Below are 24064 nucleotides of genomic sequence, written 5' to 3' on the forward strand. Positions count from 1 at the left end.
CTGTAATTTTGTTTTCAACTAAAATAAACCATACCATGTCAAACATCAGCTTAATTATTGAAGAACGTGCCGCCAATATCGGTAATTTTATGGTTGGGAGATTACTGCCCTTCCGTGAAAAAAGAGCGGTCGGACCATTTGTATTTATTGATCATATGGGACCGGCACATTTAAACCAATATCAGAATATGGATGTTCCGCCTCACCCGCATATCGGACTTTCCACCTTAACTTTTTTATTTGAAGGAAGCATCATGCACCGCGACAGTCTGGGAACCGAATTAGAAATAAAACCGGGTGCCGTAAACTGGATGACGGCAGGAAAAGGAATCGTTCACTCTGAAAGAACACCCGAATATTTAAGACATTCCGATAAAATGCTTCACGGATTGCAGATCTGGGTCGCACTTCCGAAAGAATTAGAGCAAATGGATCCGAATTTTGCACATGTGGAAGCAGAGGATATTCCGCACTGGGAAGAAAACGGTGTTTCTTATAAATTAATTGCCGGAGAAGCTTTTGGAAAAAAATCACCCGTTCCGGTGTATAGTCCGTTGTATTTTATTGAAATTAAAAGCGAAACCACCCAAAAAATAAACATCGGAAAAGATTTATTTGGCGAAAGCGGTTTGTACATTCTGGAAGGAAGCATCAAAAGCGGAGAACACGTTTACGATCCGAAACAAATCCTGATTACCAACGACAGTTCATTGTGCGAATTTGAAATTACAGCCAATTCAACCGTTTATATTTTTGGAGGAACACCTTTCCCCGAAGAACATTTTATCTTTTGGAATTTTGTTTCTTCGGATAAAGAATTGATCGAAAAAGCAAAAAAGGACTGGACCGAACAAACTTTCCCAAAAGTTCCGGGAGAAACCGAATTTGTACCTTTACCTGAACCAAGAATTAAATAAATATGGATACCATCAAAGCAACAATCGATACCCGAAAATATCGTACCGAAATAACAACTAAAACCGGCAATACACTTATTTCAGATGAACCGCAGGAAATGGGCGGAAAAAATTTAGGATTTAGTCCGTTTGAACTTCTCGCTTCATCCCTGGCTTCCTGCACTTTAATTACATTGCGGATGTATATTGACCGCAAAGGCTGGGAGGTTTCAGAACTTACGATCTGGGTTGATTTTGACAAAAATGAAGAACATACCGTTTCTTTGTTTTCGACGAAAATCTTAATTACGGGAAATGTAGACGACGCACAAAAACAGCGAATTTTAAAAATTGCAAACAGTTGTCCTGTTCATAAAACACTTGTAAATACAATTAAAATAGAAACTTCATTACTATAAATAATCATGGAAATTCAACAAATAAACGATATAAAAAAAGGCTATTTTGAAGCCCTCGAAGACGGAAAAGAAGCCGGAAAAATGACGTATACCTGGGCGGGAGATGCTAAGTTCATCATCGATCACACCGAAGTTAACGAAGAATTCAGCGGAAAAGGGGTTGGCAAAAAACTGCTTATGGCTGCCGTAGACTATGCCAGAAACAATAATCTGAAAATCATTCCGCTTTGCCCTTTTGCGAAAAGTGTTTTTGATAAGACGGAAGAAATTCGGGATGTACTTTTTTCTTGAGGTTCAAAGTTACAAAGGGACAGAGGTTCAAAGGTTTTTTTTTAGGTGCTGAGGTTCTGAGTTGCTGAGGTTCTAAGTTTTTTTTAGCTACTATATTTTAGACGCACTGGTGTGCGTCTTTTTTATTTTTATGGGAAATATTGCGTAACAGCTTAGCGAACTTTGCTTTTAAATTTACTCCGGGTCAAAAAAACCTTGCGCTCTTTGCGGTTAAACTCAAACCGCAAAACGCCAATTTCAATTCATATTTTTTAATCTCCTTCGAAAGTCTTACATTTGCATGTAATTTAAATCTAGACTATGACGAGGATAATTACACTTTTCTGTTTTTTTATAGCGCAAATCGGCTTTTCTCAATCAGCTGAACGTTATTTAGAAAAAATCAGAAACAATGAAGCGCTCTCCACTGCTTTTTTTCAACAAATGCCAAAAGGAGGCGATTTACACCATCATTTTTCAGGATCAATTTATGCGGAACCTCTTCTGGAAAGAGCCATTGCAGCAGATTTTTACCTGAATTTAGAAACGATGGCAGTTTCCAAAACAAAACCTGCTAAAGGAAACTGGGAAAATTTTTCTTCTCTTAAAAATAACGGAAAACTGGAATTCTACAAGCAGCAGGTGATGCAAACCTGGTCCGCAAAAGATTACAACGGTGTGTCTGTTCCTTCTGATGATTTGTTTTTTGATTCCTTTGATAAATTTTTCCCCACAATCGACGGACATTTTGCCGAAGGCATGCTGGAACTAAAAAAACGTGCTGTTGCTGAAAATGTAAGTTATATCGAAACACAATTATCTACAATTCCATGTGATATGAATGTTTCCGATTTAGGAGATTTTAATGCTAAACTTCGTCAGGCGGCAGCGCAAAAAGACGAAAAAGCAGTTCTGAAATATTTAGAGGAATTGTACAAATCCCTACAGCAAAAAGATGCTAAAAAATACGCGGAAGACTTTAATACCAACTTTATAGCAAAACTGCACAAGGACCTGAAAATTGACGATGACCGTTTCACCATGCGTTATCAAAATTTTGTGCTTCGCTTCATGGAACCGGTAGATTTATTTAAGAACCTGGTGATTGCTTTTATTTCGGCCGATGAAAGTAAATTGGTAGCCGGTGTAAACATTGTTTCTCCGGAACATGGCGAGAATTCAATGAAAGATTACTGGCTTCACATGGTGATGTTTAAATATTGCCATTTGAAATTTAATGATGTGAAATATACGCTGCATGCGGGAGAATTAACGCTGGGATTAGTACAGCCTGAGGATCTAACCTGGCATATCAACGATGCCATTTATGTTGCCGGAGCCAACCGAATCGGGCACGGAGTTGATATTGCCTACGAAGCCAATTCCTATGATTTGCTGCGCTACATGGCAAAAAATACCATTCCGATTGAAATCAACCTGACCAGCAACGAATTCATTTTAAAAGTTAAAGAGAACAGACATCCCTTTTCACTTTATAGGGAATTCAATGTACCAATCGTCATCAGCACGGATGACGCCGGAATTTTAAGGACAAACATGACCGAACAATATGTGTTACTGGCAAAAAGATATCCGGATGTGCCGTATGCGACAATCAAACAATATGTTTACAACAGTATAAATTACAGCTTTATTCAGGATGCTGCGGTAAAAAAACAATTACTAAAAGATCTGGACGCAAGATTCAAAACTTTCGAAGAGAAATTTTCTAAAAACTAATAATAATAAAAATCTGCTAAATCTCCTAAATCTGCGAGAAAAAAATAGCTCCCGCAGATTTGGCAGATCAGGCAGATAAAAAAACATTATAATTAAATTTATGATTCTGGAAGCCGTTTTTCTTTTTATAAAACCCGAATTAGCAAGTCAGTTTGAAGCTGATTTTGCCAAGGCAAGTCAGTTTATTTCTTCTATTGACGGGTATTTGGGACATCGTTTGGAGAAATGTCTTGAAGTCGAAAATAAATATCTTTTATTAGTGGACTGGAACATGCTTGAAGATCATACGGAAGGCTTCAGAAATTCTGCAGCGTATTTAGAATGGAAAAAAATACTGCATCATTATTATGAGCCGTTTCCTATTGTAGAGCATTTTGAAAACGTTTTTGAAAATAAAAAATAGCATTTTATTTTGCCACAGATTAAGGGATTAAAGGATTTTTAATCTGTGGAAATCTTTTAATCCGTTGCAAAAAAATAAAAAAAAGATGAACATCAAACTTATCGCCATTGGCAAAACCGACAATAAATCGCTTCAAACCCTGATTGACGATTATGCCAAACGTCTGTCATTTTACATCAAATTTGATCTGGAAATTATTCCGGATATCAAGAACGTAAAGAATTTATCGGAGAGCCAGCAAAAGGAAAAAGAAGGTGAACTGATTTTATCCAAATTAACACCAACTGATCAGTTGATTTTGCTGGATGAAAACGGGAAAAACTTCTCGAGCGTTGGCTTTTCGGAAGAATTGCAAAAGAAAATGAACTCCGGAATCAAAACGCTTGTTTTTGTAATCGGCGGTCCTTACGGGTTTTCAGATACGGTTTACAGCAAGGCGCAAGGCAAAATTTCGCTTTCACTAATGACATTTTCACATCAGATGGTACGTTTGTTTTTTATCGAGCAGCTGTACCGCGGATTTACGATTTTAAGGAATGAACCTTATCATCATCAATAAAAGTTTTTGTTTCAGGTTTTCTTTGTTTCAGGTTTAAAAAACGAATTCTTCTTCTTCACTTATAAAAACAAATGGAATCTTTTTATCAATTACAGTTTTTACTAAGATTTTACATTGAATGTAATCCCCATATGTCATGTTTTTATCATACGAAAATTTAATTTCAGCTTTCGGATTGATTACTAAACTATCTAAAAATGGCTTTAAATTATTTTTAGGAAAATCATATACTTTTCTACCGCTGTATTGTATTAACCCGTTCTTTTTAAAATACAACTGACTTCTATTATTCGGAATTTCCATTTTATAATACACTTTCGTGAATGGCAAAAAGGCTAAATTCTTTCCAACAGAATCAGCGTACGAATAATAATTTTCGGCTTTTTCGTTTTTATGGGCCTTCTCTGCCCGCTTTTTTCCCTGAAGTTTCATTACTTCCGGAATCACCAGTTTTAAAGGCAGTCGTTTGTCAATATTGAAAATCCAATTGGTAGAAATGATACTGTTTTTTCGGTTTACTTCAGCGACGGTATCTTTGCCATCCGTTTTAAAAAAGATATAAATCGGGGAAAGATCTTCTACATTTTTAACAATTGAAAGGTTTGCTTTTGGAAGTAAAACATCTTTTTTTTCTTCACAGGAAAAAAGAAGAACAATAAAGATCAGGCTTATGTATTTCATATTTAGAGACTCATTTTATTAAACAACGTAACACATTCCATGGCTTCTTTTACATCATGAACGCGAAGAATTTTAGCCCCTTTCGTCAAGGCAATGGTATTGATCACCGTGGTACCGTTTAAGGCTTCCTGCGCGGTAATATTCAGTGTTTTATAAATCATTGATTTTCTGGATATCCCGGCTAAAACGGGCAATTCCAGCACATTAAAAAGTTCCATCTTTTGAAGCACCTCATAATTCTGCGCAGTAGTTTTGGCGAACCCGAAACCCGGATCCAGAATCAGATCATTAATTCCGAGACTTCTGGCTTTTGCTACTTTTTCCGAAAAATAAAACAGCATCTCTTTTATAATGTCCTCATAGTCTGTCATGGTCTGCATCGTCTGCGGATTGCCGCGCATGTGCATCATGATGTACGGAACATTGTATTTTGCAATTACATCAAACATTTTATCGTCTAATCCTCCTGCGGCAATATCGTTTATAATCGCAGCGCCGCTTTCGATACTTGCTTTGGCCACTTCTGCCCTAAAGGTATCGATCGAAAGCAGTGCGTCCGGAAAGTGCTTTAGAATTATTTCAATAGCAGGAACAATGCGATCAATTTCTTCCTGTTCCGACACAAAATCGGCACCGGGTCTGCTGGAATAAGCACCAATATCCAGAAATGTTGCGCCTTCGGTTAAAATTTTGCCCGCGCGTGTGACAATCTCATATTCATTTTTATATTTTCCGCCATCAAAAAAAGAATCCGGCGTGACATTCATAACGCCCATCACTTTAGGGATCGATAAATCAATCAGTTGGCCTTTACAGTTAATTTTCATTTTTTTGTGATTTTTGTTTCAGGTTTCAGGTTTTAAGGTGTGGCGTTAACAATTTGTTTACAAAAAACTTGAAACAAAGAAAACCTTAAACTTGAAACTCTTTAATTTTATCCTTATTTTTGAAGAAATTTAAGCAAATATACAGCAATAAATGAAGAATACTTCCTTAGAATATGATAATGTAGTCACGGTTTGCCGTACTTTATTTATCAATAAAATGAAAGATTACGGCAGTGCATGGCGTATTCTGAGACTGCCTTCCCTTACGGATCAGATTTTTATAAAAGCACAACGCATCAGAAGTTTACAGGAAAATGAAATCCGTAAAGTCGATGAGGATGAAAAAGGAGAGTTTATCGGAATTATTAATTATTCTATCATGGCTTTAATACAGTTAGAATTAGGTGTGGTGGACCAGCCGGATCTGGATGTAGAAAAAGCAACCGAACTATACGACGCCAAAATTAAACTGACCAAAGAGTTAATGGAAGCCAAAAACCATGATTACGGTGAAGCTTGGCGCGACATGCGCGTGAGTTCACTTACTGACCTGATCCTGCAAAAACTGCTTCGTGTCAAACAAATTGAAGACAATAAAGGCAAAACTTTAGTCTCTGAAGGCATTGATGCCAATTATCAGGACATGATCAATTACTCGGTTTTTGCATTGATTTTAAATCCAATGAAATAAAAAATTCCAAATTCCAAATTCCGGCCTTAGGGGGAATCTGAAGAAATTGGAATTTAAATTACACTATACTTATGAAAAACATCATTACTCAATTCTCAAGACTTTTTGTCGGCGTATTATTTATCATTTCGGGATTAATAAAACTGAATGATCCGGTTGGTTTCTCTTATAAACTGGCGGAATATTTTAGTGAACCGGTTTTCAACATGCCTTTTTTAGAGCCTCTGGCTTTAGGATTAGCGATCTTTTTAGTGATTTTAGAAGTGGTTTTAGGGGTAATGTTATTAGTAGGTTACAAAGCAAAAGCAACGATTTGGTTCTTATTGCTATTGATCGTTTTCTTTACCTTTCTTACCTTCTACTCTGCTTATTTTGATGTGGTGAAGGATTGCGGCTGTTTTGGAGACGCTTTACACCTTACACCGTGGCAATCGTTTACAAAAGATATTGTTTTACTGTTCTTTATTTTGATTTTATTCTTCAATAAAAAACTGGTTAAACCTTTGTTTTCAAAAATGGTAACCAATATCATCACTTTAATAAGTGTGATTTTGTGCGTGTTTATGGCGGTTTGGGTATTAAATCACAATCCGATTAAAGATTTTCGTCCTTTCAAAGTAGGTAACAACATCGAGGAAGGAATGAAAATTCCGGACGGCGCTCCAAAATCTGTGGTTGAAATGATTTTTATCTACAAAGTAAACGGAGTGGATAAAGAATTTACCGAAAAAGATTTAGCCAATATTCCTGCCGGTGCTGTTTTTGTGGATAGAAAAGACAAAGTGATCACTGAAGGTTATGTACCGCCCATTCATGATTTTACAATGGTAAAAGACGATTCTGATTATAAGGAAGAGTTATTAAAAGAACCGAAATTAGTTATTTTTGTGACCTACGATTTAAATTTATCGAATCCTGAAGGCATGAAAAAACTGGAAAAAGTAAATCAGGAAGCCAAAGCGAAAGGATATAAAGTAATTGCAATGACGGCTTCAGGGCCTGATGAAATTGCCAAAGCCAAAAAACAATACGGTTTAAATGTGGACTTCTATTTCTGTGATGCAATAGCTTTAAAAACCATCGAAAGAGCCAATCCGAGTATTGTAGTTTTACATAAAGGAACTGTAGTTCAGAAATTACATTACAACGATGTTGATGATTTAAAATTATCCGACGTTGCGTACAGTCTCTAAAAAATAGCAAACCTTGTAATGAGCGCCAATATTCTACATTTTTAGAAATATTGGCGCTTTTTTTTATACTAAACCAATTTTAACGCCATGAAAAAACCATTTCAAATCCTTACTTTTTTACTGATCATTCTTTCGTGCATTTTAGGCTATAGCCAGACAACAACAAAAAACAACGACCAGGCCTATATCTTTTTCCTGCACAACAGATTTATCGAAGAGCACGATTTGAGCGAAGCTCATCCGGAATATGGCAGAGCGGAATACAATGAAATTATCAATTCTTTTAAGTCCGATAATTTTATGGTTTTTAGCGAAAAAAGAAAAAAGAACACCAATGGGGCTGAGTACGCAGAAAAGGTGGTCAGACAAATTCAAAAATTATTAAAAAAAGGCATTAAACCTAATAAAATTACTGTCATCGGAACTTCAATGGGCGGTTATATTGCACAATATGTTTCGACTTATCTGGCGAATCCGGAAGTGAGTTTTGTATTTATCGGCTGCTTTCGGGATATCGATATTGAGGAAATTCCGGAAATCAATTTCTGCGGAAACATTCTGACCATTTATGAAAAATCGGATGTTTTTGGCGTGTCGGCCGTTAAACGAAAAGAAACTTCAAAACTAAAAGTGAATCATTTCAGGGAAATCGAATTAAATACCAATTTAAAACACGGCTTTTTGTACAAAGCTCTAGACGAATGGATTGTTCCCTGTAAAAAATGGGCCAGCGGAAATTATGATCTGAATTGATAACCGGACATCCAAAAAAGGAAATCAGCGGCGTTTTTTTTAAGTTTTTAAATGCTTAAAAAGCGAAGAAACATCATTTTGCTGCCGATATAAAAAGCTTCCGGGTGAAATTTACTCAAAATTTGAATTTTTCCAACGAACTATTACGATTTCATACTCTTTTTTTTAACCGAAATTTCCTGTTTTGTGATAAAATAAGGCAGTGTTCAAATTTTGTTAATCTCCATTTGGCATTCGATTTCTTTGTTTAACTTTGTGAATTCAGTATTGAAATAAAATTTTATAATCCTACTATGAAACAAATAGCACTGTTCTTTATTGCCTTTATCACATTTTCGTGCACGCAGGCTCAGAAAACCAGTTTTTCCAAAGAAGCCTTATCTGAAAAATTATTATCGACTGATGGAAGTCAGGTTGCTTTCAAAAAGATATTAAAAAATTACAAAGGAAAAACTTTGGTTATCGAAGTTTGGGCCTCCTGGTGTGGGGATTGCGTAAAAGCAATGCCAAAAGTAAAAGAATTGCAAGCCAATAATCCTGATGTTTCCTATCTTTTCCTTTCTGCTGACAAAACCGCTGATAAATGGAAAACCGGAATTGAAAAACACGAATTAAAAGGAGATCATTTTATGATGAATGACGGTATGAAAGGTATTTTCGGAAAAGCAATAGATTTAGACTGGATTCCGAGATATATTATTGTGGACAAAACCGGTAAAATTGTTTTATACAGAGCTATTGAAACCGATTTTGATAAGATCAATGCTACTTTACAAGGATTGAAACAGGTGCAATAAAAATTGCCATTTCACTTAAACAAAAGTTAAAAAAAGAATAATAAAAACTACCAAAATGAGAAAAAAGATTGTTGCAGGAAACTGGAAAATGCATAAAAATGCCGCACAAACTGAGGAATTATTAAACGAATTAATTACCAAAATACCAGCACAAACCACTGCTCAGGTAATTGTTGCACCAACATTCGTAAACTTACAGGCAGCTGTTGCCAAAGTAAAAAACACAACGATTGGTGTTGCCGCTCAAAATGTTCACCAGGCTGAAGGCGGTGCCTTTACAGGAGAAATTTCTGCAGACATGTTAACCAGCATTGGAGTAAACACCGTAATTCTGGGTCACTCTGAGCGCAGAGCTTTTTTTCATGAAACAGACGCTTTAATCGCAAGTAAAGTAGATACTGCGCTGAAACATGATCTAACTGTTATTTTCTGTTTTGGAGAAGAATTAAAAGACCGTCAGTCCGATAACCATTTCAACATTGTTGAAAACCAATTACGTGACGGATTATTTCATATCGCAAAAGAATCATGGTCTAAAATTGTTTTAGCTTACGAACCGGTTTGGGCCATCGGAACAGGAGAAACTGCTTCTCCTGAACAAGCACAGGAAATGCACGAATTCATCAGAGAAGTGGTACGTAAAGCTTTTGGAGCTGATATCGCTGACGAAGTTTCCATCTTATACGGTGGTTCTGTAAAACCGGATAACGCTAAAGAAATCTTTGGTAAACCAGACGTAGACGGTGGTTTAATCGGAGGTGCGGCTTTAAAAGCAGAGGACTTCTTAGCTATTGTAACTGCAATCTAAAGAATTATTTTGCCACAGATTGCACAGAATTGCACAGATTTTTAAAAATCACTATACTCTTTTAATCTGTGGCATTACATAGAGCGATACTTACGGTATCGCTTTTTTACGTTTATAAATTATACTTAAAATAATAAGGTTCTGCCGGATTTGTAAACAACTTCTGCTTTGGATTCTTACCTTTGCAAAAAAATCAGTTATGTCGAACATATATTTAGGATACCATTTTACCATTGAACCCAAAGAACCGGGTTCGGAAATTTTAATTGCAGAATTAGGCGAGAAAGCGTTTGAGACTTTTACAGAAACAGAAAACGGAATTTCGGCTTTTGTGAAAAAAGATTTATGGGATGAGAATATCCTGAATGACATTTATATCTTAGAATCAGAAGAATTTAAAATTGAATATACCATTGAAGAAATCGATCAGGTAAACTGGAACGAAGAATGGGAAAAGAATTTTGAAGCCATTGATGTGGATGGAAAATGCCATGTTCGTGCGCCTTTTCATGAAAAAACAAATGCTGAGTTTGATATTATTATTGAACCAAAAATGAGTTTCGGAACAGGTCATCACGAAACAACACATATGATGATTCAGCATTTGCTTGAAACGGATGTGAAAGGTTTGAAAACACTGGATATGGGTTGCGGAACTGCGATTTTAGCTATTTTAGCTGAAATGAAAGGGGCTCAGCCTATTGATGCCATTGATATCGACAACTGGTGTTACCTGAATTCGATCGAAAATGCAGAACGCAATAATTGTAAACACATTACCGTTTATGAAGGCGATGCTGCGCTGTTGGCCGGTAAAAAATACGATTTGATCATAGCGAATATCAACCGTAACATTTTGCTAAACGATATGCAGGCTTATGTAGATTGTTTAAATCCAAAAGGGACTTTACTGTTAAGTGGTTTTTATGAGGAAGACATTCCGTTTATTGATGCTTCGTGTACAGAAAAAGGCCTGACTTATGTTAAAAAGTTTCAAAGAAACAACTGGGTTTCATTAAAATACGTAAATTAGATAGCTAATTATCTAAAAATTTAATTGCCCGCAGATTAAACTGATCAGACAGATTAACATTGATTTAGCTTTTTAAGAACAGCTTTCAGGTAATCTTTTGATAAAGAAAAATAGTAATTACAACAGTACAAAAACTTAAAAAAAAATGAGTACTAAAGAAAAAGTAAGAGAAAGAGTCCGGGAAAAAGAAGTTACGGCTTTCAATAACGAAATCATTGTTTACAACGACGATGTAAACACTTTTGATCACGTAATTGATACTTTAATGCGTGTTTGCAGCCATACACCCGAACAAGCGGAACAATGTTCCCTAATCGTACACTACAACGGAAAATGCACCGTAAAGACGGGTCCCATGGACAAACTGAAACCGCAATGCACACAACTTTTGGAAGCTGGTTTAAGCGCCGAAATTGTTTAAACTGAGAATATTTTAAAAAACATTCAATTTTATCTATATTTGGGTAAAATTGAATGTTTTTTTATGGAAGAATATGGAAAGATATTAATTATTGCCACACCGGTTTTTTTAGTCTTAATTATAATCGAAAAACTATATGGCATTTACAAAAAGGAAGACACCGCACCTTTAATAGACAGCGTATCGAGTATCAGTTCCGGAATTACCAATTCGGTAAAAGATGTTTTGGGCCTGAGCCTTACTTTTATTTCCTATGAATGGCTGGTTTCTAAAATTGCTGTGTATCATCTGGAAGCCAACGTCCTGTCCTATTGCATCGCCTTTTTTGTTATTGATTTTTATGGCTATTGGAGTCACCGGTTAGCGCATCAGATTAATTTCCTCTGGAACAAACATGCAATCCATCACAGCAGTGAAGAATTTAATTTAGCCTGTGCCTTGCGACAACCCATTGCAAGCCTGGTCAATTTATTTACTTTTTTACTGATTCCCGCCGCTTTGCTGGGCGTTCCTGCTACAGTCATTGCGATTACGCTTCCGCTTCATTTATTTTTACAATTTTGGTATCATACCAAGCACATCAAAAAAATGGGGTTTATTGAGCACATTTTAGTAACTCCCTCCCATCATCGTGTGCATCATGCCATAAATCCCGAATATTTAGACAAAAATCATTCACAGATCTTTATTTTCTGGGATAAGCTTTTTGGGACTTTTCAGGAAGAATTAGAGGAAGTTCCGCCTGTTTTCGGAATCACGAGACCAGCCAATACCTGGAACCCGATCCGGATTAATTTTCAGCATTTAACTTTGCTGATTAAAGACGCCTGGCGTGCTCCAAAATGGAAAGACAAACTTACCATCTGGTTTAAACCAACAGGATGGCGTCCTGAAAATTTTGAAGAACTATATCCTGTAAACAAAATCGAAAATGTTTATGATTTTGAAAAATACGGCACACAAAATTCGCAAAAACTGGTTTATTGGTCGGTTGCACAGGTCTTAATTACACTTTTGTTTGTCACTTATTTATTTGACAATATTGCCAAAATTGGTTTGCCCAATATCTTTCTTTACGGCTTTTTTATTCTGATTACGATTTATAGTTACAGTGAGCTTATGGACAAAAGTAAATATGCGGCTTTCTGGGAAGGCTTTCGTTTTGTAACAGCGATTGGAATAATTTCTTATTACGGAGACTGGTTTGGACTGAACACTATTTTTCCATTCGCCAATTATGTGATTATTGCTTATTTGACTTTCTCTTTTTTTGTTTCGATCTATTTTGTTTCTGTCGATTTTAAAACTGCCCAAAATCAACTTATCCATTCATAATCCCCCAAACTATGAAAAATACTTTATTTCTTAAAATCTATATTGGTTTTAGTATTCTTTACCTGCTGATTTTGCTTTCAGGATACGAAAACTTTGATCTTTTTTTAAAGCCGATCCTCATTCCTTTATTAGGATTTTCGGTTTATCTTTATAAGAAATTTCCCACCAAAAATATCATTCTAAGCGCCCTGCTATTTTCCTGGATTGGTGATGTCATTTTACTTTTTGCAGATATAGACGAGATTTATTTTATTCTCGGATTGGTTGCTTTTCTTATTTCCCATGTCATTTATTCTGCTCTTTTTAATAAACAGACCAAAATCCGTTCTAAAAAAAACAAAGCTGCTTTTTTAATTGGAAGCCTTGTAATTGCATGTTATCTAATTGGCATGTTATCCTTTTTATTACCGGCTTTAGGAGATCTGAAAATTCCTGTAATTGTTTATTCAACCGTAATTTCACTGATGTTATTATTTGCATTCAATGGATTTTTAACCTGGAAAAGACCCGGAAATCAGTACGTTTTTATGGGGGCGATCGTCTTTATTGCTTCGGACAGTATTCTGGCAGTGAATAAATTTCACACGCCAATTGAAAAAAGTTCTTTTTATATCATGTTAACCTATCTTGTGGCACAATATCTGATTGTAACTGGTATTTTAAAATTGAATTCAAATGGGAATCTGAAAGCAGAGAATCCGAAGATTTAAAAATTTAATTTACGCATTTCAGGTCATAATTTTCTTAATGCAGATTATTTTAAAAATCGTTTTTACCGCTTACATTTGTACTACAAAACATATCATTAACATGAAAAAAATAGCCCTGTTTATCGTTTTGCTTCTTTCGGTAACTTCTTGTATCAGCACCAAATCGACTTTGAAAAATGTAGATGACAATGCTCCGGATTTAGTTTTGAAAAAAGACAATACGTTTGTCATTACTCTATTCAGCAATGATAAAAAATACGGTTACGATCCGGATTATCCTGTGAATATCTTTTACCGGAATACCAAAGATGAGGCGCTGAACGAAACCCGTTTTTTAAATGCGCTGGCCGGACCAAACGGAGAAAAAATCACCTATACCCGACTGGAAACCTGCTGCCCTTTCCCGACCAAAAGAAGCGATATGGGAGCCGGATTCCTGAATGTTTATGAACTCAAATGGGACGGACAAAAGAAACCCATCAAACTGTACCTGAACATTTATGAAAAAGGAATTTTAATGGTTCCGATGGGATTGCGTCTGAAAAAAGAATAAAGTCTTAAATAACATGATGAAAACAAAAACCACTTTTTTAATTGGCATCTTTTTATTGGTTCTTTTATTTCCTTATTCTATTTTATATCTGAATTCTGATTTTTTATCTTCTGTTTTACCCGGATGGCATACCACTATTTATCCCTTGGCAACATTGCTTAAATTCATTATTTTATTAATTGTATCTTTTTATTATTGGAAACTTTCAAAAATTAGAACTGAGGTAAATTTCAAAAATGTCATCATTTATTTTTTACTAACCGCTCCGGCAGTTTTAATTACAAAAATGGATCTTTATACGCTATTTCACTATAGTCCAAACAATACTGAGAACTTGATGACAACAATCAGGACCGTTATTTTTATAAGAATTTTTACCAATATTTTATTTTTTACCGGACAAATTTTGTTTGCCGTTTACTATAAAAAGCAAAGCAGGAAATTAACTTAAATTCTCATAATTCCACTAAACTTCAGTCACAATAGAAATGAAAATCATTTTTATTTAGAAAACCTGTTTTTTCAAGTAAAAACCACCGGAGTCAATCGGTGTTCCGATACGTAACGGAGTCATAAAAAAAACTTAAATCTTCATCTGCGATTCATAAATCATAACTACCTTTGCACAGTCAAAAAATTCATACTATGAACATACAACATATTCCACAAATTAAGCATACTGATAGCGGAAATTTCTTTTTACTAGCCGGGCCTTGTGCCATTGAAGGAGAAGAAATGGCACTTAGAATTGCTGAAAAATTAGTTGGTATTACCGACAAACTTCAGATCCCTTATGTTTTTAAAGGATCCTTTAAAAAAGCAAACCGTTCCCGAATTGATAGTTTTTCCGGAATCGGTGATGAAAAAGCATTAAAAATTTTAAGAAAAGTTTCAGAGACTTTTCATATTCCTACCGTAACAGATATTCATACCAATGAAGATGCTGAAATGGCAGCACAATATGTAGATGTATTACAAATTCCTGCTTTCCTGGTACGTCAGACAGATTTAGTAGTCGCAGCTGCCAATACCGGAAAAGTAGTAAACCTGAAAAAAGGACAATTCATGAGCCCGGAGAGCATGAAACATGCGGTTCAGAAAGTATTGGACTGCCAGAATGAAAACGTGATTGTTACCGATCGTGGGACTATGTTTGGCTACCAGGATATGATTGTTGATTTTAGAGGGATTCCTACTATGCAGCAATATGCTACTACGGTTCTTGATGTTACACATTCTTTACAGCAGCCAAATCAAACGGCTGGTGTTACGGGAGGACGACCTGATATGATTGAAACTGTTGCCAAAGCGGGTATCGCAGTTGGAGTTGACGGTATTTTTATCGAAACTCATTTTGATCCTGCTAACGCAAAAAGTGATGGTGCCAACATGTTACATTTAGACTATTTTGAAGGTTTAATGACCAAATTGGTTGCTATCAGAAAAACAGTTAACGCATTTTAAATTTAATACATTAAGTTCATTGAAAACTAAATTTTTATTTTTTGTCCTATTAGGTTTTTCATTAAACACTTTTGCACAAGAAGAAATCGCAGTAGAAAGATACACCGCTCACAACAAAGGGAAATTCTTCGTTTCCTGGGGTGGTAACAGAGATAGCTACACTAAATCTGATGTAAACTTCAGAGGTAAAGATTACAACTTTACGGTGGCAGATATGAAGGCACATGATAAACCAAAAGGATGGCATATTGATTATGTAAATCCGGCTAACATGACAATTCCTCAGACTAATTTTAGAATGGGATATTTTATTAATGATCATTACAGTGTTTCGATTGGCTGGGACCACATGAAATATGTAATGACTCAGAATCAAACGGCTAATGTTACCGGGTATATTAATTTACCTGCTGATCAGGCCGGATCCTATTATAATGGAGACAATACATATTATAACAACAGACCTGTAGATATGTCTCTAAATGGCGCTCAGGAAGGTGGTTCCAATTCTCAGGGAAATCCTCCTGCGTTTTTAATGTACGAACATACCGATGGCCTGAATTATGTGAATACTGAGGTTTCCAGACATGATGATATTTCTAAATTGTTCGGGTTACCGAACACGGATAAATTTCAGATTAATCTAACCGAAGGTCTGGGTGCCGGAGTTTTATATCCTAAAACCAATACCACACTTTTAGGAAAAGAACGTCATGATGATTTTCATGTTTCCGGTTACGGATTGTCTGCAAAAGCAGGTATTAACTTTACGTTTTTCAAATATTTCTACCTTCAGGGAGAATTAAAAGGCGGTTATATTGATATGAATGATATCAGAACTACTACTAGCAGTGAAGATAAAGCTTCCCAGCATTTCCTTTTCTTCCAGCGAATTATTGCTTTCGGAGGAATTTTCAGAATCTAAAAACCACTTTATTTTATATTTTATAAAATAGCTGTCATTTTATTTGGCAGCTATTTTTTTTATCATTTACTTTGTAACTCAAAGTACTTTAATTTGCATTTCATGAAATCTAAAAAATATCTATTTCCGTTAATCACATTCCTGATCAGTTTTGGATTAGCATTGTTTATTAGTCTGAAGGTTTTTCCAAACAATCCATTTGCAGGAAATAAACCGGGAAAAACGGTATCCGGCAAGTACAAAGATGGTGATATAATTTTTCAAACTTCGGAATCTAAACAATGTGAAGCCGTTCGTATCGCTACTAATTCAAAGTTTTCGCATTGTGGAATTATTTACGATATAAATGGAAAATGGTTTGTTTTTGAAGCCGTTCAGCCAGTACAACTTACACCACTTGAAGATTGGATCAAACACGGCAAAGACAGCAAATATGTGGTGAAAAGATTGAAAAACGACAGTGTCCTGAAACCTGAAGTGCTCCAAAAAATGAAACAGTACAGCCAGCAATTCGACGGCAAAGAATATGATGCCTATTTCGAATGGACCGATAACAGGATTTATTGTTCTGAATTAGTCTGGAAAATTTATAAAAACGGTGCAGGCATTGAATTATCAAAACTTAGAGAATTGAAAGACTTTAATCTTACCGATCCGAGAGTTGGAAAAATATTAAAAGAGCGTTATGGCAATGATATCCCGCTAGAAGAGAAAGTCGTTGCCCCTTCTGATCTTGCCGATTCTACACTTTTAACGACGATCCTCGATAACTATTAAAAATCACAAAAGCTGATTGAAATCTTCATTGGCTTTTTATTTTATTTATTTACTTTGAAATTCAAAGAACTTTTAAAAATACAACCAACTTATGAAAGACCAGATTATTGAAAAAATATACGAATACAGCAAACAGCCCTATCAAAAGTATTTCAAAAAAAATAAACCGTGGGAAATTGACCAGACTGCCTTATTACACTATCCCGAAGGAAGTTTAGGTTTTGGATTAGGAAACTTTCTTTCAGAAAATCATTTTGATATGCAGCCTAAACTCGAAGACCATGATATCATTCACGTCCTGACCAATACAGGGATTTCGGTACGCGAAGAAATCGGAATGCAGTATTACCTGTGGGGAAATGGCAAAAAAAGCTTGTATTTAATTCTGGTAATTGCTTCCGGAACGCCCTTCTATCTCAAAGAAATCAATTATTTCATGCAACAATATAAAAGAGGCAAAAAGGCATTACCGTTTCATTATCTGGACTTTTCAAAAATGTTGTTTACACCCATTCATACGATTCAGAAAACTTTTAATATTTAGACTCATGAAAACTATTGACAAAAAAACTTTCGATGGAACAGCATCCATTGACTTAACGATCGGATCGTTTATAATTAGTACACTGCTGTTTGTCCTGTACATTCTTTCGAATGAAAATTCAAATGTTCTGGTGATGGCAAGTCCGTTTGTGGTTTCAGCCATTGTACTGAATACGATCATGCTATTGCACCTGACCGACCTTTTTATACGAATGCCGGAACTGCGAAAAGACATTGGAATTAAAATCCTGATTTTGCTTTCTAATATTCCGGTCACCTTTTTGTATTACTGTATTGTCATGAAAATCTGATTACTTTCGATTACTTCCAAAAAAAAAAGCTGCAAGTAGGTCACTTGCAGCTTTTATATTTATTTCTGAAATCTTAATTGGCCTTAGGCGCATCGATTCCGTTTTGGTCCATCAGATACATTAGAGCTGTCATTGTAGCCGCTCCAAGTTCTAATTCTCTTTTGTTGATCGCATCAAATTTATCGTTTGCTGCGTGGTGATAATCAAAATAACGTTGTGAATCCGGTTTTAAACCAGCTTTTACAATCGCTTTAGACGTTAGATGATCAATATCCGATCCTGCGTGTCCAATAGTGAAACTGTGCACTAAATAAGGCTCAAAAAAGTCTTTGTAAGCTTGTATTTTTTTAACATTGGCATCATCTGCCTGTATTGAAAATCCTCTTGGGCTAAATCCACCGGAATCACTTTCTAAAGCAAAAATATGGTTCTCATTGTTTTTCTTTGAAACTTCTTCGTATTTCGCTCCGCCTTTTCCACCATTCTCTTCGTTCATGAATAACACGACACGAATTGTATTTTTAGGTTTGTAGTTTAAGTTTTTCAGAATACGGATTACTTCCATACTTTGTACTACACCAGCTCCATCATCGTGTGAACCGTCTGCCAGGTCCCAGGAATCCAAATGCCCGCCGACAACCATAATGTTTTCAGGATGTTCTTTTCCGGTAAGCTCACCGATTACGTTATACGATAAAACGTCCGGTAACGTTTCGCAGGACTGTTTGAAATAGAATTTTAAAGCCGGATTGTTTTTTAGTGTTGTACTTAACAATTCAGCTCCGTTGGTACTAATGGCAGCTGTCGGGATGTATTGCTCTTTTGGCAAATCACCATAGCTTTGCGCTCCTGTATGGGGAAAATCGTCTAAACGTAAGTTCATAGAACGAACAATTGTTCCTACTGCACCTAATTTAGCAGCTTCTTTGGCTCCTGCAAATCTCTGATCTACACAAGCGCCGTAGGATTTAAAAGTTTCGATATTTTCAGGATCCATTGGTCTGTTAAAAAACACAATTTTTCCTTTTACCTTATCTGCTCCCAGTTCTCCTAATTCTTTAATTCCCTGTACTTCTATAACTTCAGCGGTAAGCCCTGTTTTTGCCGTTGCCACAGATCCGCCCAAAGCACAAATCGGAACTACCGTTTTGGTTTTATTATCCAGAATATAAGCCGTTTCTTTTTCGCCTCGTACCCAATGCGGCACCATTACTTCCTGAAGGTATACTTTATCAAGTCCTAGTCTTTCTAATTGTGTTTTGGTGTATTGAACTGCAGCTTCAGCAGTTGGAGAGCCAGATAAACGGCTTCCGATATCATTCGACAAATACTCAAGCCAGGTATAACATTTGGATTCGGTTAAGGCTTTTTTGTAGAATAATTTAATGTTTTTTTCATCGTTTGATTGCGCAAAAGATGTCAATCCGTTTAAAACTAAAACAGTTAAAAGAATCGTTTTTCTCATGGTTTTTATAGCATTTTGGGTTATTTGCCCGCTTTAATTGCGAACATCACAAAGGAACAAAATTCTTTACAACCCACCCTATTTTTCCGAAAGCTTTTCTCAAAAAAAAACGCTGATTAACAACTTTTTTGTTGCAATCAGCGTTTTAAAAATTCATTCTGTAAAAAATTATTTTACCTCGATAATCTTACCCTTTGTACCGATTCCGTTTTCATTAAAAGGTTCAATGGTAAAGTAATATTTTGTTCCTTTATCCAAACCTCTGAAATCGTAAGAACTGTCTCCGTAGACCATTATGCTGTTGTATAATTTATCCGGAGTAATTCCATAATAAATATTGTAACCGATAGCATCTGCCTGCTTTTTCCAAGAAAGTATCGCATTACGGGAATCGGCTGTATTTCTTTTGACTTTAAAATCAGCAACCGGCTTTGGTTTTTCTGCTAATCCGTTTCCGAAAACCCTGAAATCCGAAACCGCAAACATTCCCGAAGCGTTGTGAATGTTTACCATCTTAATGTAACGTGCTTTTATGGCTTTTGTCAGCTCCACGTAATCGTGGGGCACATCTTTGTCATTGTTTGATTTATCGACCACCAGCGTCCAGTTTACGGCATCATCTGACATCAGGATTTGATACTGATAATACATATCCATCGCTTTATTAAACTGCGTTGCTTTATGATCGGCATAATTGATTTGCAGGGCGTTGATTTCCATCTTTCTGCCTAAATCCAGCTGTAGCCACTCCCCGGGTTTATCGGATGTGGCTGACCAGTAGGTCTGAATATTTTCATCGGTTAAGTTGGCCGCATCGTAACATATTTTCTCATATACTTTTTTCCCGCCATGATCCATTCGGTGTGTTTCGACCTCTTTACATTCTTCAGCAGAAGAAACGGTTACCGGTTTTTTATACGATAATAACATCCAGCCGGATGAAGCGCCTTTGGTCTGATCTCTTTGGGCTGTCGGCAATACAATAGGGAAATCGCCATAAGCCGTAATGGAGTACATCACATCGTCTTTATCGAATCCTGCGGGGAACATATCGATACGGCGTTCGAAACGGTCTTTGATCGAAATTTTACAGGTTCCCGTATTCCAGTAGTTCCCATAATTATCGGCAAAGGTATTTCCGTGCCCTGCACCAATTACAAATCCGCCAGGTTTATATGACATCGGATTGTGCTTCTGATAAACGAATGGCCCTAAAGGATTATCCCCCACGTGAACACCATTGGCATAGCCTTTAAACTCGGTAGCCGGAGCTCCGTATTGCATGTAATATTTTCCGTTGTGTTTAGTCATCCAGGCTCCTTCTATAAAATTGCCCCAGGGTGCCGGTTCCATATCATTGTTGGGTCCGAAACGTTCCCAACCGTGTGCTACAGGATCTAAACCTACCACGGCTTTTGCCTGTCCGTACGGTTTCTGAATATCTTCTACTTCTGTTGCGGCGTATAATTTGGCATAATCGGCCTGATTGCCTTTTGGAAGCCAGGTGTTGTAATCTACTTCGACGCCGACAAGTGGTAATTTTCCGCTTGAACCGTAATACATATAGACCTTTTTGTCATCATCCTGAAAAATCGCGGGATCCCAGGTGGGCAGCATAGCCGTGTTCACGTGTCTGGTCCATCTTCCTGATTTCGGATCAGCTGTTTTCCAGATGGGATGATCTTTTTTCCAGGTCGAACCTACATAAAATAAAGTATCATTTACGACCCAGGCTGCCGGGGCACACTGATCATCATCGCCCGGATTTCTTTGAAAACTTCCATAAACGAATTTCCAGTCGGACATGTCCTTGCTCCAGAAAAATCCTGCCTGATTGGTAGCAAACAAATAATAGTCCCCCTTATAAGTAATAATAACCGGATCTGCACTCGACCGTCGGGATTCGGGAATACCATTGTGATTCTGAGTGGTGTAATTGTATCCTATGTTTATCGGATTACAATAGGTTGTGGCAGGCTTTGCCGGATCAAACCATGCTGTTTTTCCGGGAACATTCTGAGCTGAAGTGCTATTTACCAGCCCCATAAGAAACAGCAAAATCGGAATGGAACACCATTTATTTATTTTCATTTTGATCTTATTTTGTTATGAATACTTTACATTTTTAGCTAAAAAAAGCCCCTCGGTTAACCAAATCCGAAGGGCTAATTACTAATTAACAAACCAACTATTTAGTTAACTCAAAACTAACTTTCTTATCGGCATTTGAATTTGTTCCAACGAAAACATCAAACTGCCCCGGTTCTGCTACAAATTGTAAATCAGAATTATAAAATTTTAAATCTTCCACTGTGATCTCAAAAGTCACCGTTTGTTTTTCTCCCTTTTTCAGGGCTATTTTCTGGAAACCTTTTAGTTCTCTGACAGGTCTTGTAACCGATCCGACTAAATCCCTGATGTATAACTGAACGGTTTCTTTTCCGTCAAAATTTCCTGTATTGGCAACTTCAACGGTCACTTTTACTTTTCCGCTGAAGTTCATTTTATCGGATGAAATTTTCAAATTCGAATAGTCAAAAGTCGTATAACTTAAACCAAAACCGAATGGGAATAAAGGCTCGTTTCTTTCATCGATATAATTCGATCTGAATTTCTCAAATTTTCCTTCCGTGTTAGAAAGCGGTCTTCCTGTATTTTTATGTGCGTAATAAATCGGCACCTGCCCTACGCTTCTTGGAAAAGTAGCGGTAAGTTTTCCGGATGGATTCACATCTCCAAACAAAACATCTGCGATCGCGTATCCGGCTTCACTTCCGGCGAACCAGGCATTCAAAATTGCCGGAACGGTTGCGTTTTCTTCATTTAGTACCAACGGACGACCATCAAATAAAACTAATACTACCGGTTTTCCGGTTTTAATCAACGCTTGCAATAAATCTTTCTGCGCTTGTGGAATTTCCAGATTGGTACGGCTGCTGGATTCTCCGCTCATTTCTGCAGATTCTCCCAGTGCAGCGACAATTACATCAGACTGATTGGCAATTTTAAGCGCCTCTGCTAACAATTCTTCTTTTGAACGGCCGTCACGGTGTAAGGTTTTACCAAACATCGTTGCATTGGTTTCAAAAGTTTCATCGTAATCTAAATTGCTTCCTTTCGCAAATAAAACTTTAACGGAAGGTCCTGCCACTTCTTTAATTCCTCTTAAAAGCGATACTGCATTTTCCATTTTTGTAGCGACACTCCAGGTTCCCGGCATGTTTTCTTTTGCATCCGCCAATGGTCCGATAAGCGCAATAGTCCCTGATTTTTTAAGCGGCAATGCCTGATTTTGATTTTTTAATAAAACCAGTGATTGTGCCGAAATTTCACGTGCTTCTTTTCTGCTGGCTGCGGTAAAAATTTCTGTTTTTGCTCTTTTTTCGTCGCAATATTTATAAGGATCTTCAAACAATCCCAGGTCATATTTTGCTTCAAGAATCAGTTTAACAGCATTATCAATTTGCTGGATTGTTACTCTTTTTTCTTCTAATGATTTTTTCAGAGTGCCAAGAAAACCTTCGCCAACCATATCCATTTCAACTCCGGCATTTAAAGCCAAAGCAGATACGTCCTGAAGATTCCCCATTCCGTGCTCGATCATTTCCGGAATTCCGGTAAAATCGGTTACTACGAAACCTTTAAAGCCCCATTGTTTTCTTAAAACATCGGTCATTAACCATTTACTTCCCGTTGCAGGGATTCCATCAACTTCATTAAAAGAAGCCATCACAGAACCTACACCTGCATCAACTGCCGCTTTGTAAGGTGGAAAATAGTCATTGAACATTTTGATATGACTCATGTCAACTGTATTGTAATCACGTCCCGCTTCCGGCGCTCCGTATAATGCAAAGTGTTTTACACAGGCCAGAATGGTATTGTTTTTGGATAAGTCTTTTTGCTGGTATCCGTTTACCATCGCCTTTGCGATCTGGCTTCCTAAGTACGGATCTTCCCCTGAACCTTCAGAAACTCTTCCCCAGCGTGGGTCACGCGAAATGTCTACCATTGGCGAGAAGGTCCAGTTAATTCCGTCTGCACTTGCTTCCTGAGCGGCAATCTGGGCACTTCTTTCGATTAAATTCATATCCCAGGTACAGGATAATCCTAACGGAATCGGGAATGTTGTTTCGTAACCGTGAATAACATCCATACCAAAAAGCAACGGAATTTTTAAACGGCTTTGCTCAACGGCAATTTTTTGTACTTCCCTGATTTTCTGAACCGATTTTATATTGAACAGACCACCTACTTTACCTTCAGCAATATTTTTTGCAACATTAGAACTATTAGCTTGTCCTGTAGTAATATCACCGGATGTTGGTAAATTTAACTGTCCCAGTTTTTCGTCTAAAGTCATTTTTGAAATTAACTCGGCTACAAACTCAGATTTCGGTTTAATTTTTACTGCATTTTTAGTGTTCTTTTTTTGGGCATAACCCAAGACAGCACATCCTAAAAACAGTAAGACTAATTTCTTTTTCATT

The 24064-nt window shown here is 36.7% G+C and carries 27 protein-coding genes; 22 read left to right on the forward strand and 5 right to left on the reverse strand.

What is annotated here, in order from left to right:
* The first annotated feature begins 35 nt into the window (after window positions 1-35).
* From D0817_RS06145 to rlmH, 6 genes are all read left to right on the forward strand, one after another.
* Window positions 36-917 (forward strand): pirin family protein, encoded by an 882-nt coding sequence (locus D0817_RS06145; protein WP_127337524.1) that lies wholly within the window; start codon window positions 36-38, stop codon window positions 915-917.
* 2 nt (window positions 918-919) lie between these two features.
* Window positions 920-1315, forward strand: a complete 396-nt coding sequence (locus D0817_RS06150; RefSeq protein WP_127337525.1) for an OsmC family protein — start codon at window positions 920-922, stop codon at window positions 1313-1315.
* A 6-nt stretch (window positions 1316-1321) separates the two neighbouring features.
* On the forward strand, window positions 1322-1606 hold the full coding sequence (locus D0817_RS06155) for a GNAT family N-acetyltransferase (protein ID WP_127337526.1): 285 nt from the start codon (window positions 1322-1324) through the stop codon (window positions 1604-1606).
* A gap of 300 nt (window positions 1607-1906) precedes the next feature.
* Window positions 1907-3325, forward strand: coding sequence for an amidohydrolase family protein (locus D0817_RS06160; RefSeq protein WP_127337527.1), 1419 nt, complete (start codon window positions 1907-1909; stop codon window positions 3323-3325).
* 100 nt (window positions 3326-3425) lie between these two features.
* Complete coding sequence (locus D0817_RS06165) at window positions 3426-3728, forward strand: antibiotic biosynthesis monooxygenase family protein (RefSeq protein ID WP_127337528.1); 303 nt, start codon at window positions 3426-3428, stop codon at window positions 3726-3728.
* Window positions 3729-3813: 85 nt separating this feature from the next.
* A complete protein-coding gene (rlmH, locus tag D0817_RS06170) occupies window positions 3814-4287 on the forward strand; it encodes a 23S rRNA (pseudouridine(1915)-N(3))-methyltransferase RlmH (RefSeq protein WP_127337529.1) in 474 nt (157 codons plus the stop codon).
* Window positions 4288-4320: 33 nt separating this feature from the next.
* On the opposite strand, the gene D0817_RS06175 is transcribed toward rlmH, so the two are convergent.
* Together D0817_RS06175 and folP are read right to left on the reverse strand one after the other, a co-directional pair.
* Complete coding sequence (locus tag D0817_RS06175; RefSeq protein ID WP_127337530.1) at window positions 4321-4968, reverse strand: hypothetical protein; 648 nt, start codon at window positions 4966-4968, stop codon at window positions 4321-4323.
* Window positions 4969-4970: 2 nt separating this feature from the next.
* Complete coding sequence (gene folP / locus D0817_RS06180; RefSeq protein ID WP_127337531.1) at window positions 4971-5795, reverse strand: dihydropteroate synthase; 825 nt, start codon at window positions 5793-5795, stop codon at window positions 4971-4973.
* A gap of 151 nt (window positions 5796-5946) precedes the next feature.
* Between folP and D0817_RS06185 the strand changes: the two genes are divergently transcribed.
* The 16 genes from D0817_RS06185 (at window position 5947) to D0817_RS06260 (ending at window position 18109) form a co-directional block, all read left to right on the forward strand.
* Window positions 5947-6486 carry a DUF1599 domain-containing protein gene (locus D0817_RS06185; protein ID WP_127337532.1) on the forward strand — a complete coding sequence of 180 codons (540 nt, stop codon included), beginning with the start codon at window positions 5947-5949 and terminating at the stop codon, window positions 6484-6486.
* 71 nt (window positions 6487-6557) lie between these two features.
* Window positions 6558-7679, forward strand: a complete 1122-nt coding sequence (locus D0817_RS06190; RefSeq protein ID WP_127337533.1) for a BT_3928 family protein — start codon at window positions 6558-6560, stop codon at window positions 7677-7679.
* Window positions 7680-7766: 87 nt separating this feature from the next.
* Complete coding sequence (locus D0817_RS06195) at window positions 7767-8432, forward strand: PGAP1-like alpha/beta domain-containing protein (RefSeq protein ID WP_127337534.1); 666 nt, start codon at window positions 7767-7769, stop codon at window positions 8430-8432.
* 293 nt (window positions 8433-8725) lie between these two features.
* Window positions 8726-9229 (forward strand): TlpA family protein disulfide reductase, encoded by a 504-nt coding sequence (locus D0817_RS06200; protein ID WP_127337535.1) that lies wholly within the window; start codon window positions 8726-8728, stop codon window positions 9227-9229.
* Between the two features lie 55 nt (window positions 9230-9284).
* A complete protein-coding gene (gene tpiA, locus D0817_RS06205) occupies window positions 9285-10037 on the forward strand; it encodes a triose-phosphate isomerase (protein ID WP_127337536.1) in 753 nt (250 codons plus the stop codon).
* 199 nt (window positions 10038-10236) lie between these two features.
* Window positions 10237-11070, forward strand: coding sequence for a 50S ribosomal protein L11 methyltransferase (prmA, locus tag D0817_RS06210; protein ID WP_127337537.1), 834 nt, complete (start codon window positions 10237-10239; stop codon window positions 11068-11070).
* A 145-nt stretch (window positions 11071-11215) separates the two neighbouring features.
* The gene (locus D0817_RS06215) at window positions 11216-11491 is read left to right on the forward strand and encodes an ATP-dependent Clp protease adaptor ClpS (RefSeq protein ID WP_127337538.1); all 276 of its coding nucleotides are present in this window, start codon (window positions 11216-11218) and stop codon (window positions 11489-11491) included.
* Window positions 11492-11554: 63 nt separating this feature from the next.
* Window positions 11555-12826 carry a sterol desaturase family protein gene (locus D0817_RS06220; protein WP_127337539.1) on the forward strand — a complete coding sequence of 424 codons (1272 nt, stop codon included), beginning with the start codon at window positions 11555-11557 and terminating at the stop codon, window positions 12824-12826.
* A gap of 11 nt (window positions 12827-12837) precedes the next feature.
* Window positions 12838-13536: a lysoplasmalogenase gene (locus D0817_RS06225; protein ID WP_127337540.1), complete on the forward strand. Its 699-nt coding sequence runs from the start codon at window positions 12838-12840 to the stop codon at window positions 13534-13536.
* A gap of 100 nt (window positions 13537-13636) precedes the next feature.
* Window positions 13637-14089 carry a 2-dehydro-3-deoxyphosphooctonate aldolase gene (locus D0817_RS06230; protein WP_127337541.1) on the forward strand — a complete coding sequence of 151 codons (453 nt, stop codon included), beginning with the start codon at window positions 13637-13639 and terminating at the stop codon, window positions 14087-14089.
* A gap of 13 nt (window positions 14090-14102) precedes the next feature.
* On the forward strand, window positions 14103-14540 hold the full coding sequence (locus D0817_RS06235) for a hypothetical protein (RefSeq protein WP_127337542.1): 438 nt from the start codon (window positions 14103-14105) through the stop codon (window positions 14538-14540).
* Between the two features lie 194 nt (window positions 14541-14734).
* Window positions 14735-15553 (forward strand): 3-deoxy-8-phosphooctulonate synthase, encoded by an 819-nt coding sequence (gene kdsA, locus D0817_RS06240; protein WP_127337543.1) that lies wholly within the window; start codon window positions 14735-14737, stop codon window positions 15551-15553.
* Between the two features lie 19 nt (window positions 15554-15572).
* On the forward strand, window positions 15573-16478 hold the full coding sequence (locus tag D0817_RS06245; RefSeq protein WP_127337544.1) for a hypothetical protein: 906 nt from the start codon (window positions 15573-15575) through the stop codon (window positions 16476-16478).
* A gap of 102 nt (window positions 16479-16580) precedes the next feature.
* Window positions 16581-17255, forward strand: a complete 675-nt coding sequence (locus tag D0817_RS06250) for a YiiX family permuted papain-like enzyme (protein WP_127337545.1) — start codon at window positions 16581-16583, stop codon at window positions 17253-17255.
* A gap of 91 nt (window positions 17256-17346) precedes the next feature.
* On the forward strand, window positions 17347-17799 hold the full coding sequence (locus tag D0817_RS06255) for a hypothetical protein (RefSeq protein WP_127337546.1): 453 nt from the start codon (window positions 17347-17349) through the stop codon (window positions 17797-17799).
* A 4-nt stretch (window positions 17800-17803) separates the two neighbouring features.
* On the forward strand, window positions 17804-18109 hold the full coding sequence (locus D0817_RS06260) for a hypothetical protein (RefSeq protein ID WP_127337547.1): 306 nt from the start codon (window positions 17804-17806) through the stop codon (window positions 18107-18109).
* 73 nt (window positions 18110-18182) lie between these two features.
* Here the strand turns inward: D0817_RS06260 and D0817_RS06265 are convergent, their stop codons facing one another.
* The 3 genes from D0817_RS06265 to bglX form a co-directional block, all read right to left on the reverse strand.
* Window positions 18183-19574, reverse strand: a complete 1392-nt coding sequence (locus D0817_RS06265; protein ID WP_127337548.1) for a M20/M25/M40 family metallo-hydrolase — start codon at window positions 19572-19574, stop codon at window positions 18183-18185.
* 168 nt (window positions 19575-19742) lie between these two features.
* Window positions 19743-21665: a discoidin domain-containing protein gene (locus D0817_RS06270; RefSeq protein ID WP_127337549.1), complete on the reverse strand. Its 1923-nt coding sequence runs from the start codon at window positions 21663-21665 to the stop codon at window positions 19743-19745.
* Window positions 21666-21762: 97 nt separating this feature from the next.
* On the reverse strand, window positions 21763-24063 hold the full coding sequence (gene bglX / locus D0817_RS06275; RefSeq protein ID WP_127337550.1) for a beta-glucosidase BglX: 2301 nt from the start codon (window positions 24061-24063) through the stop codon (window positions 21763-21765).
* Window position 24064: the final 1 nt, after the last annotated feature.

It is taken from the genome of Flavobacterium cupreum (genome assembly GCF_003996965.1).
GTDB classification, from domain to species: Bacteria; Bacteroidota; Bacteroidia; order Flavobacteriales; family Flavobacteriaceae; genus Flavobacterium; species Flavobacterium cupreum.

Excerpts from the sequence above, each read along its gene's own strand:
- D0817_RS06145 (WP_127337524.1), top strand. The coding sequence starts at position 36 with ATGTCAAACATCAGCTTAATTATTGAAGAACGTGCCGCCAATATCGGT.
- D0817_RS06150 (WP_127337525.1), top strand. The coding sequence starts at position 920 with ATGGATACCATCAAAGCAACAATCGATACCCGAAAATATCGTACCGAA.
- D0817_RS06155 (WP_127337526.1), top strand. The coding sequence starts at position 1,322 with ATGGAAATTCAACAAATAAACGATATAAAAAAAGGCTATTTTGAAGCC.
- D0817_RS06160 (WP_127337527.1), top strand. The coding sequence starts at position 1,907 with ATGACGAGGATAATTACACTTTTCTGTTTTTTTATAGCGCAAATCGGC.
- D0817_RS06165 (WP_127337528.1), top strand. The coding sequence starts at position 3,426 with ATGATTCTGGAAGCCGTTTTTCTTTTTATAAAACCCGAATTAGCAAGT.
- rlmH (WP_127337529.1), top strand. The coding sequence starts at position 3,814 with ATGAACATCAAACTTATCGCCATTGGCAAAACCGACAATAAATCGCTT.
- D0817_RS06175 (WP_127337530.1), bottom strand. The coding sequence starts at position 4,968 with ATGAAATACATAAGCCTGATCTTTATTGTTCTTCTTTTTTCCTGTGAA.
- folP (WP_127337531.1), bottom strand. The coding sequence starts at position 5,795 with ATGAAAATTAACTGTAAAGGCCAACTGATTGATTTATCGATCCCTAAA.
- D0817_RS06185 (WP_127337532.1), top strand. The coding sequence starts at position 5,947 with ATGAAGAATACTTCCTTAGAATATGATAATGTAGTCACGGTTTGCCGT.
- D0817_RS06190 (WP_127337533.1), top strand. The coding sequence starts at position 6,558 with ATGAAAAACATCATTACTCAATTCTCAAGACTTTTTGTCGGCGTATTA.
- D0817_RS06195 (WP_127337534.1), top strand. The coding sequence starts at position 7,767 with ATGAAAAAACCATTTCAAATCCTTACTTTTTTACTGATCATTCTTTCG.
- D0817_RS06200 (WP_127337535.1), top strand. The coding sequence starts at position 8,726 with ATGAAACAAATAGCACTGTTCTTTATTGCCTTTATCACATTTTCGTGC.
- tpiA (WP_127337536.1), top strand. The coding sequence starts at position 9,285 with ATGAGAAAAAAGATTGTTGCAGGAAACTGGAAAATGCATAAAAATGCC.
- prmA (WP_127337537.1), top strand. The coding sequence starts at position 10,237 with ATGTCGAACATATATTTAGGATACCATTTTACCATTGAACCCAAAGAA.
- D0817_RS06215 (WP_127337538.1), top strand. The coding sequence starts at position 11,216 with ATGAGTACTAAAGAAAAAGTAAGAGAAAGAGTCCGGGAAAAAGAAGTT.
- D0817_RS06220 (WP_127337539.1), top strand. The coding sequence starts at position 11,555 with ATGGAAGAATATGGAAAGATATTAATTATTGCCACACCGGTTTTTTTA.
- D0817_RS06225 (WP_127337540.1), top strand. The coding sequence starts at position 12,838 with ATGAAAAATACTTTATTTCTTAAAATCTATATTGGTTTTAGTATTCTT.
- D0817_RS06230 (WP_127337541.1), top strand. The coding sequence starts at position 13,637 with ATGAAAAAAATAGCCCTGTTTATCGTTTTGCTTCTTTCGGTAACTTCT.
- D0817_RS06235 (WP_127337542.1), top strand. The coding sequence starts at position 14,103 with ATGATGAAAACAAAAACCACTTTTTTAATTGGCATCTTTTTATTGGTT.
- kdsA (WP_127337543.1), top strand. The coding sequence starts at position 14,735 with ATGAACATACAACATATTCCACAAATTAAGCATACTGATAGCGGAAAT.
- D0817_RS06250 (WP_127337545.1), top strand. The coding sequence starts at position 16,581 with ATGAAATCTAAAAAATATCTATTTCCGTTAATCACATTCCTGATCAGT.
- D0817_RS06255 (WP_127337546.1), top strand. The coding sequence starts at position 17,347 with ATGAAAGACCAGATTATTGAAAAAATATACGAATACAGCAAACAGCCC.
- D0817_RS06260 (WP_127337547.1), top strand. The coding sequence starts at position 17,804 with ATGAAAACTATTGACAAAAAAACTTTCGATGGAACAGCATCCATTGAC.
- D0817_RS06265 (WP_127337548.1), bottom strand. The coding sequence starts at position 19,574 with ATGAGAAAAACGATTCTTTTAACTGTTTTAGTTTTAAACGGATTGACA.
- D0817_RS06270 (WP_127337549.1), bottom strand. The coding sequence starts at position 21,665 with ATGAAAATAAATAAATGGTGTTCCATTCCGATTTTGCTGTTTCTTATG.
- bglX (WP_127337550.1), bottom strand. The coding sequence starts at position 24,063 with ATGAAAAAGAAATTAGTCTTACTGTTTTTAGGATGTGCTGTCTTGGGT.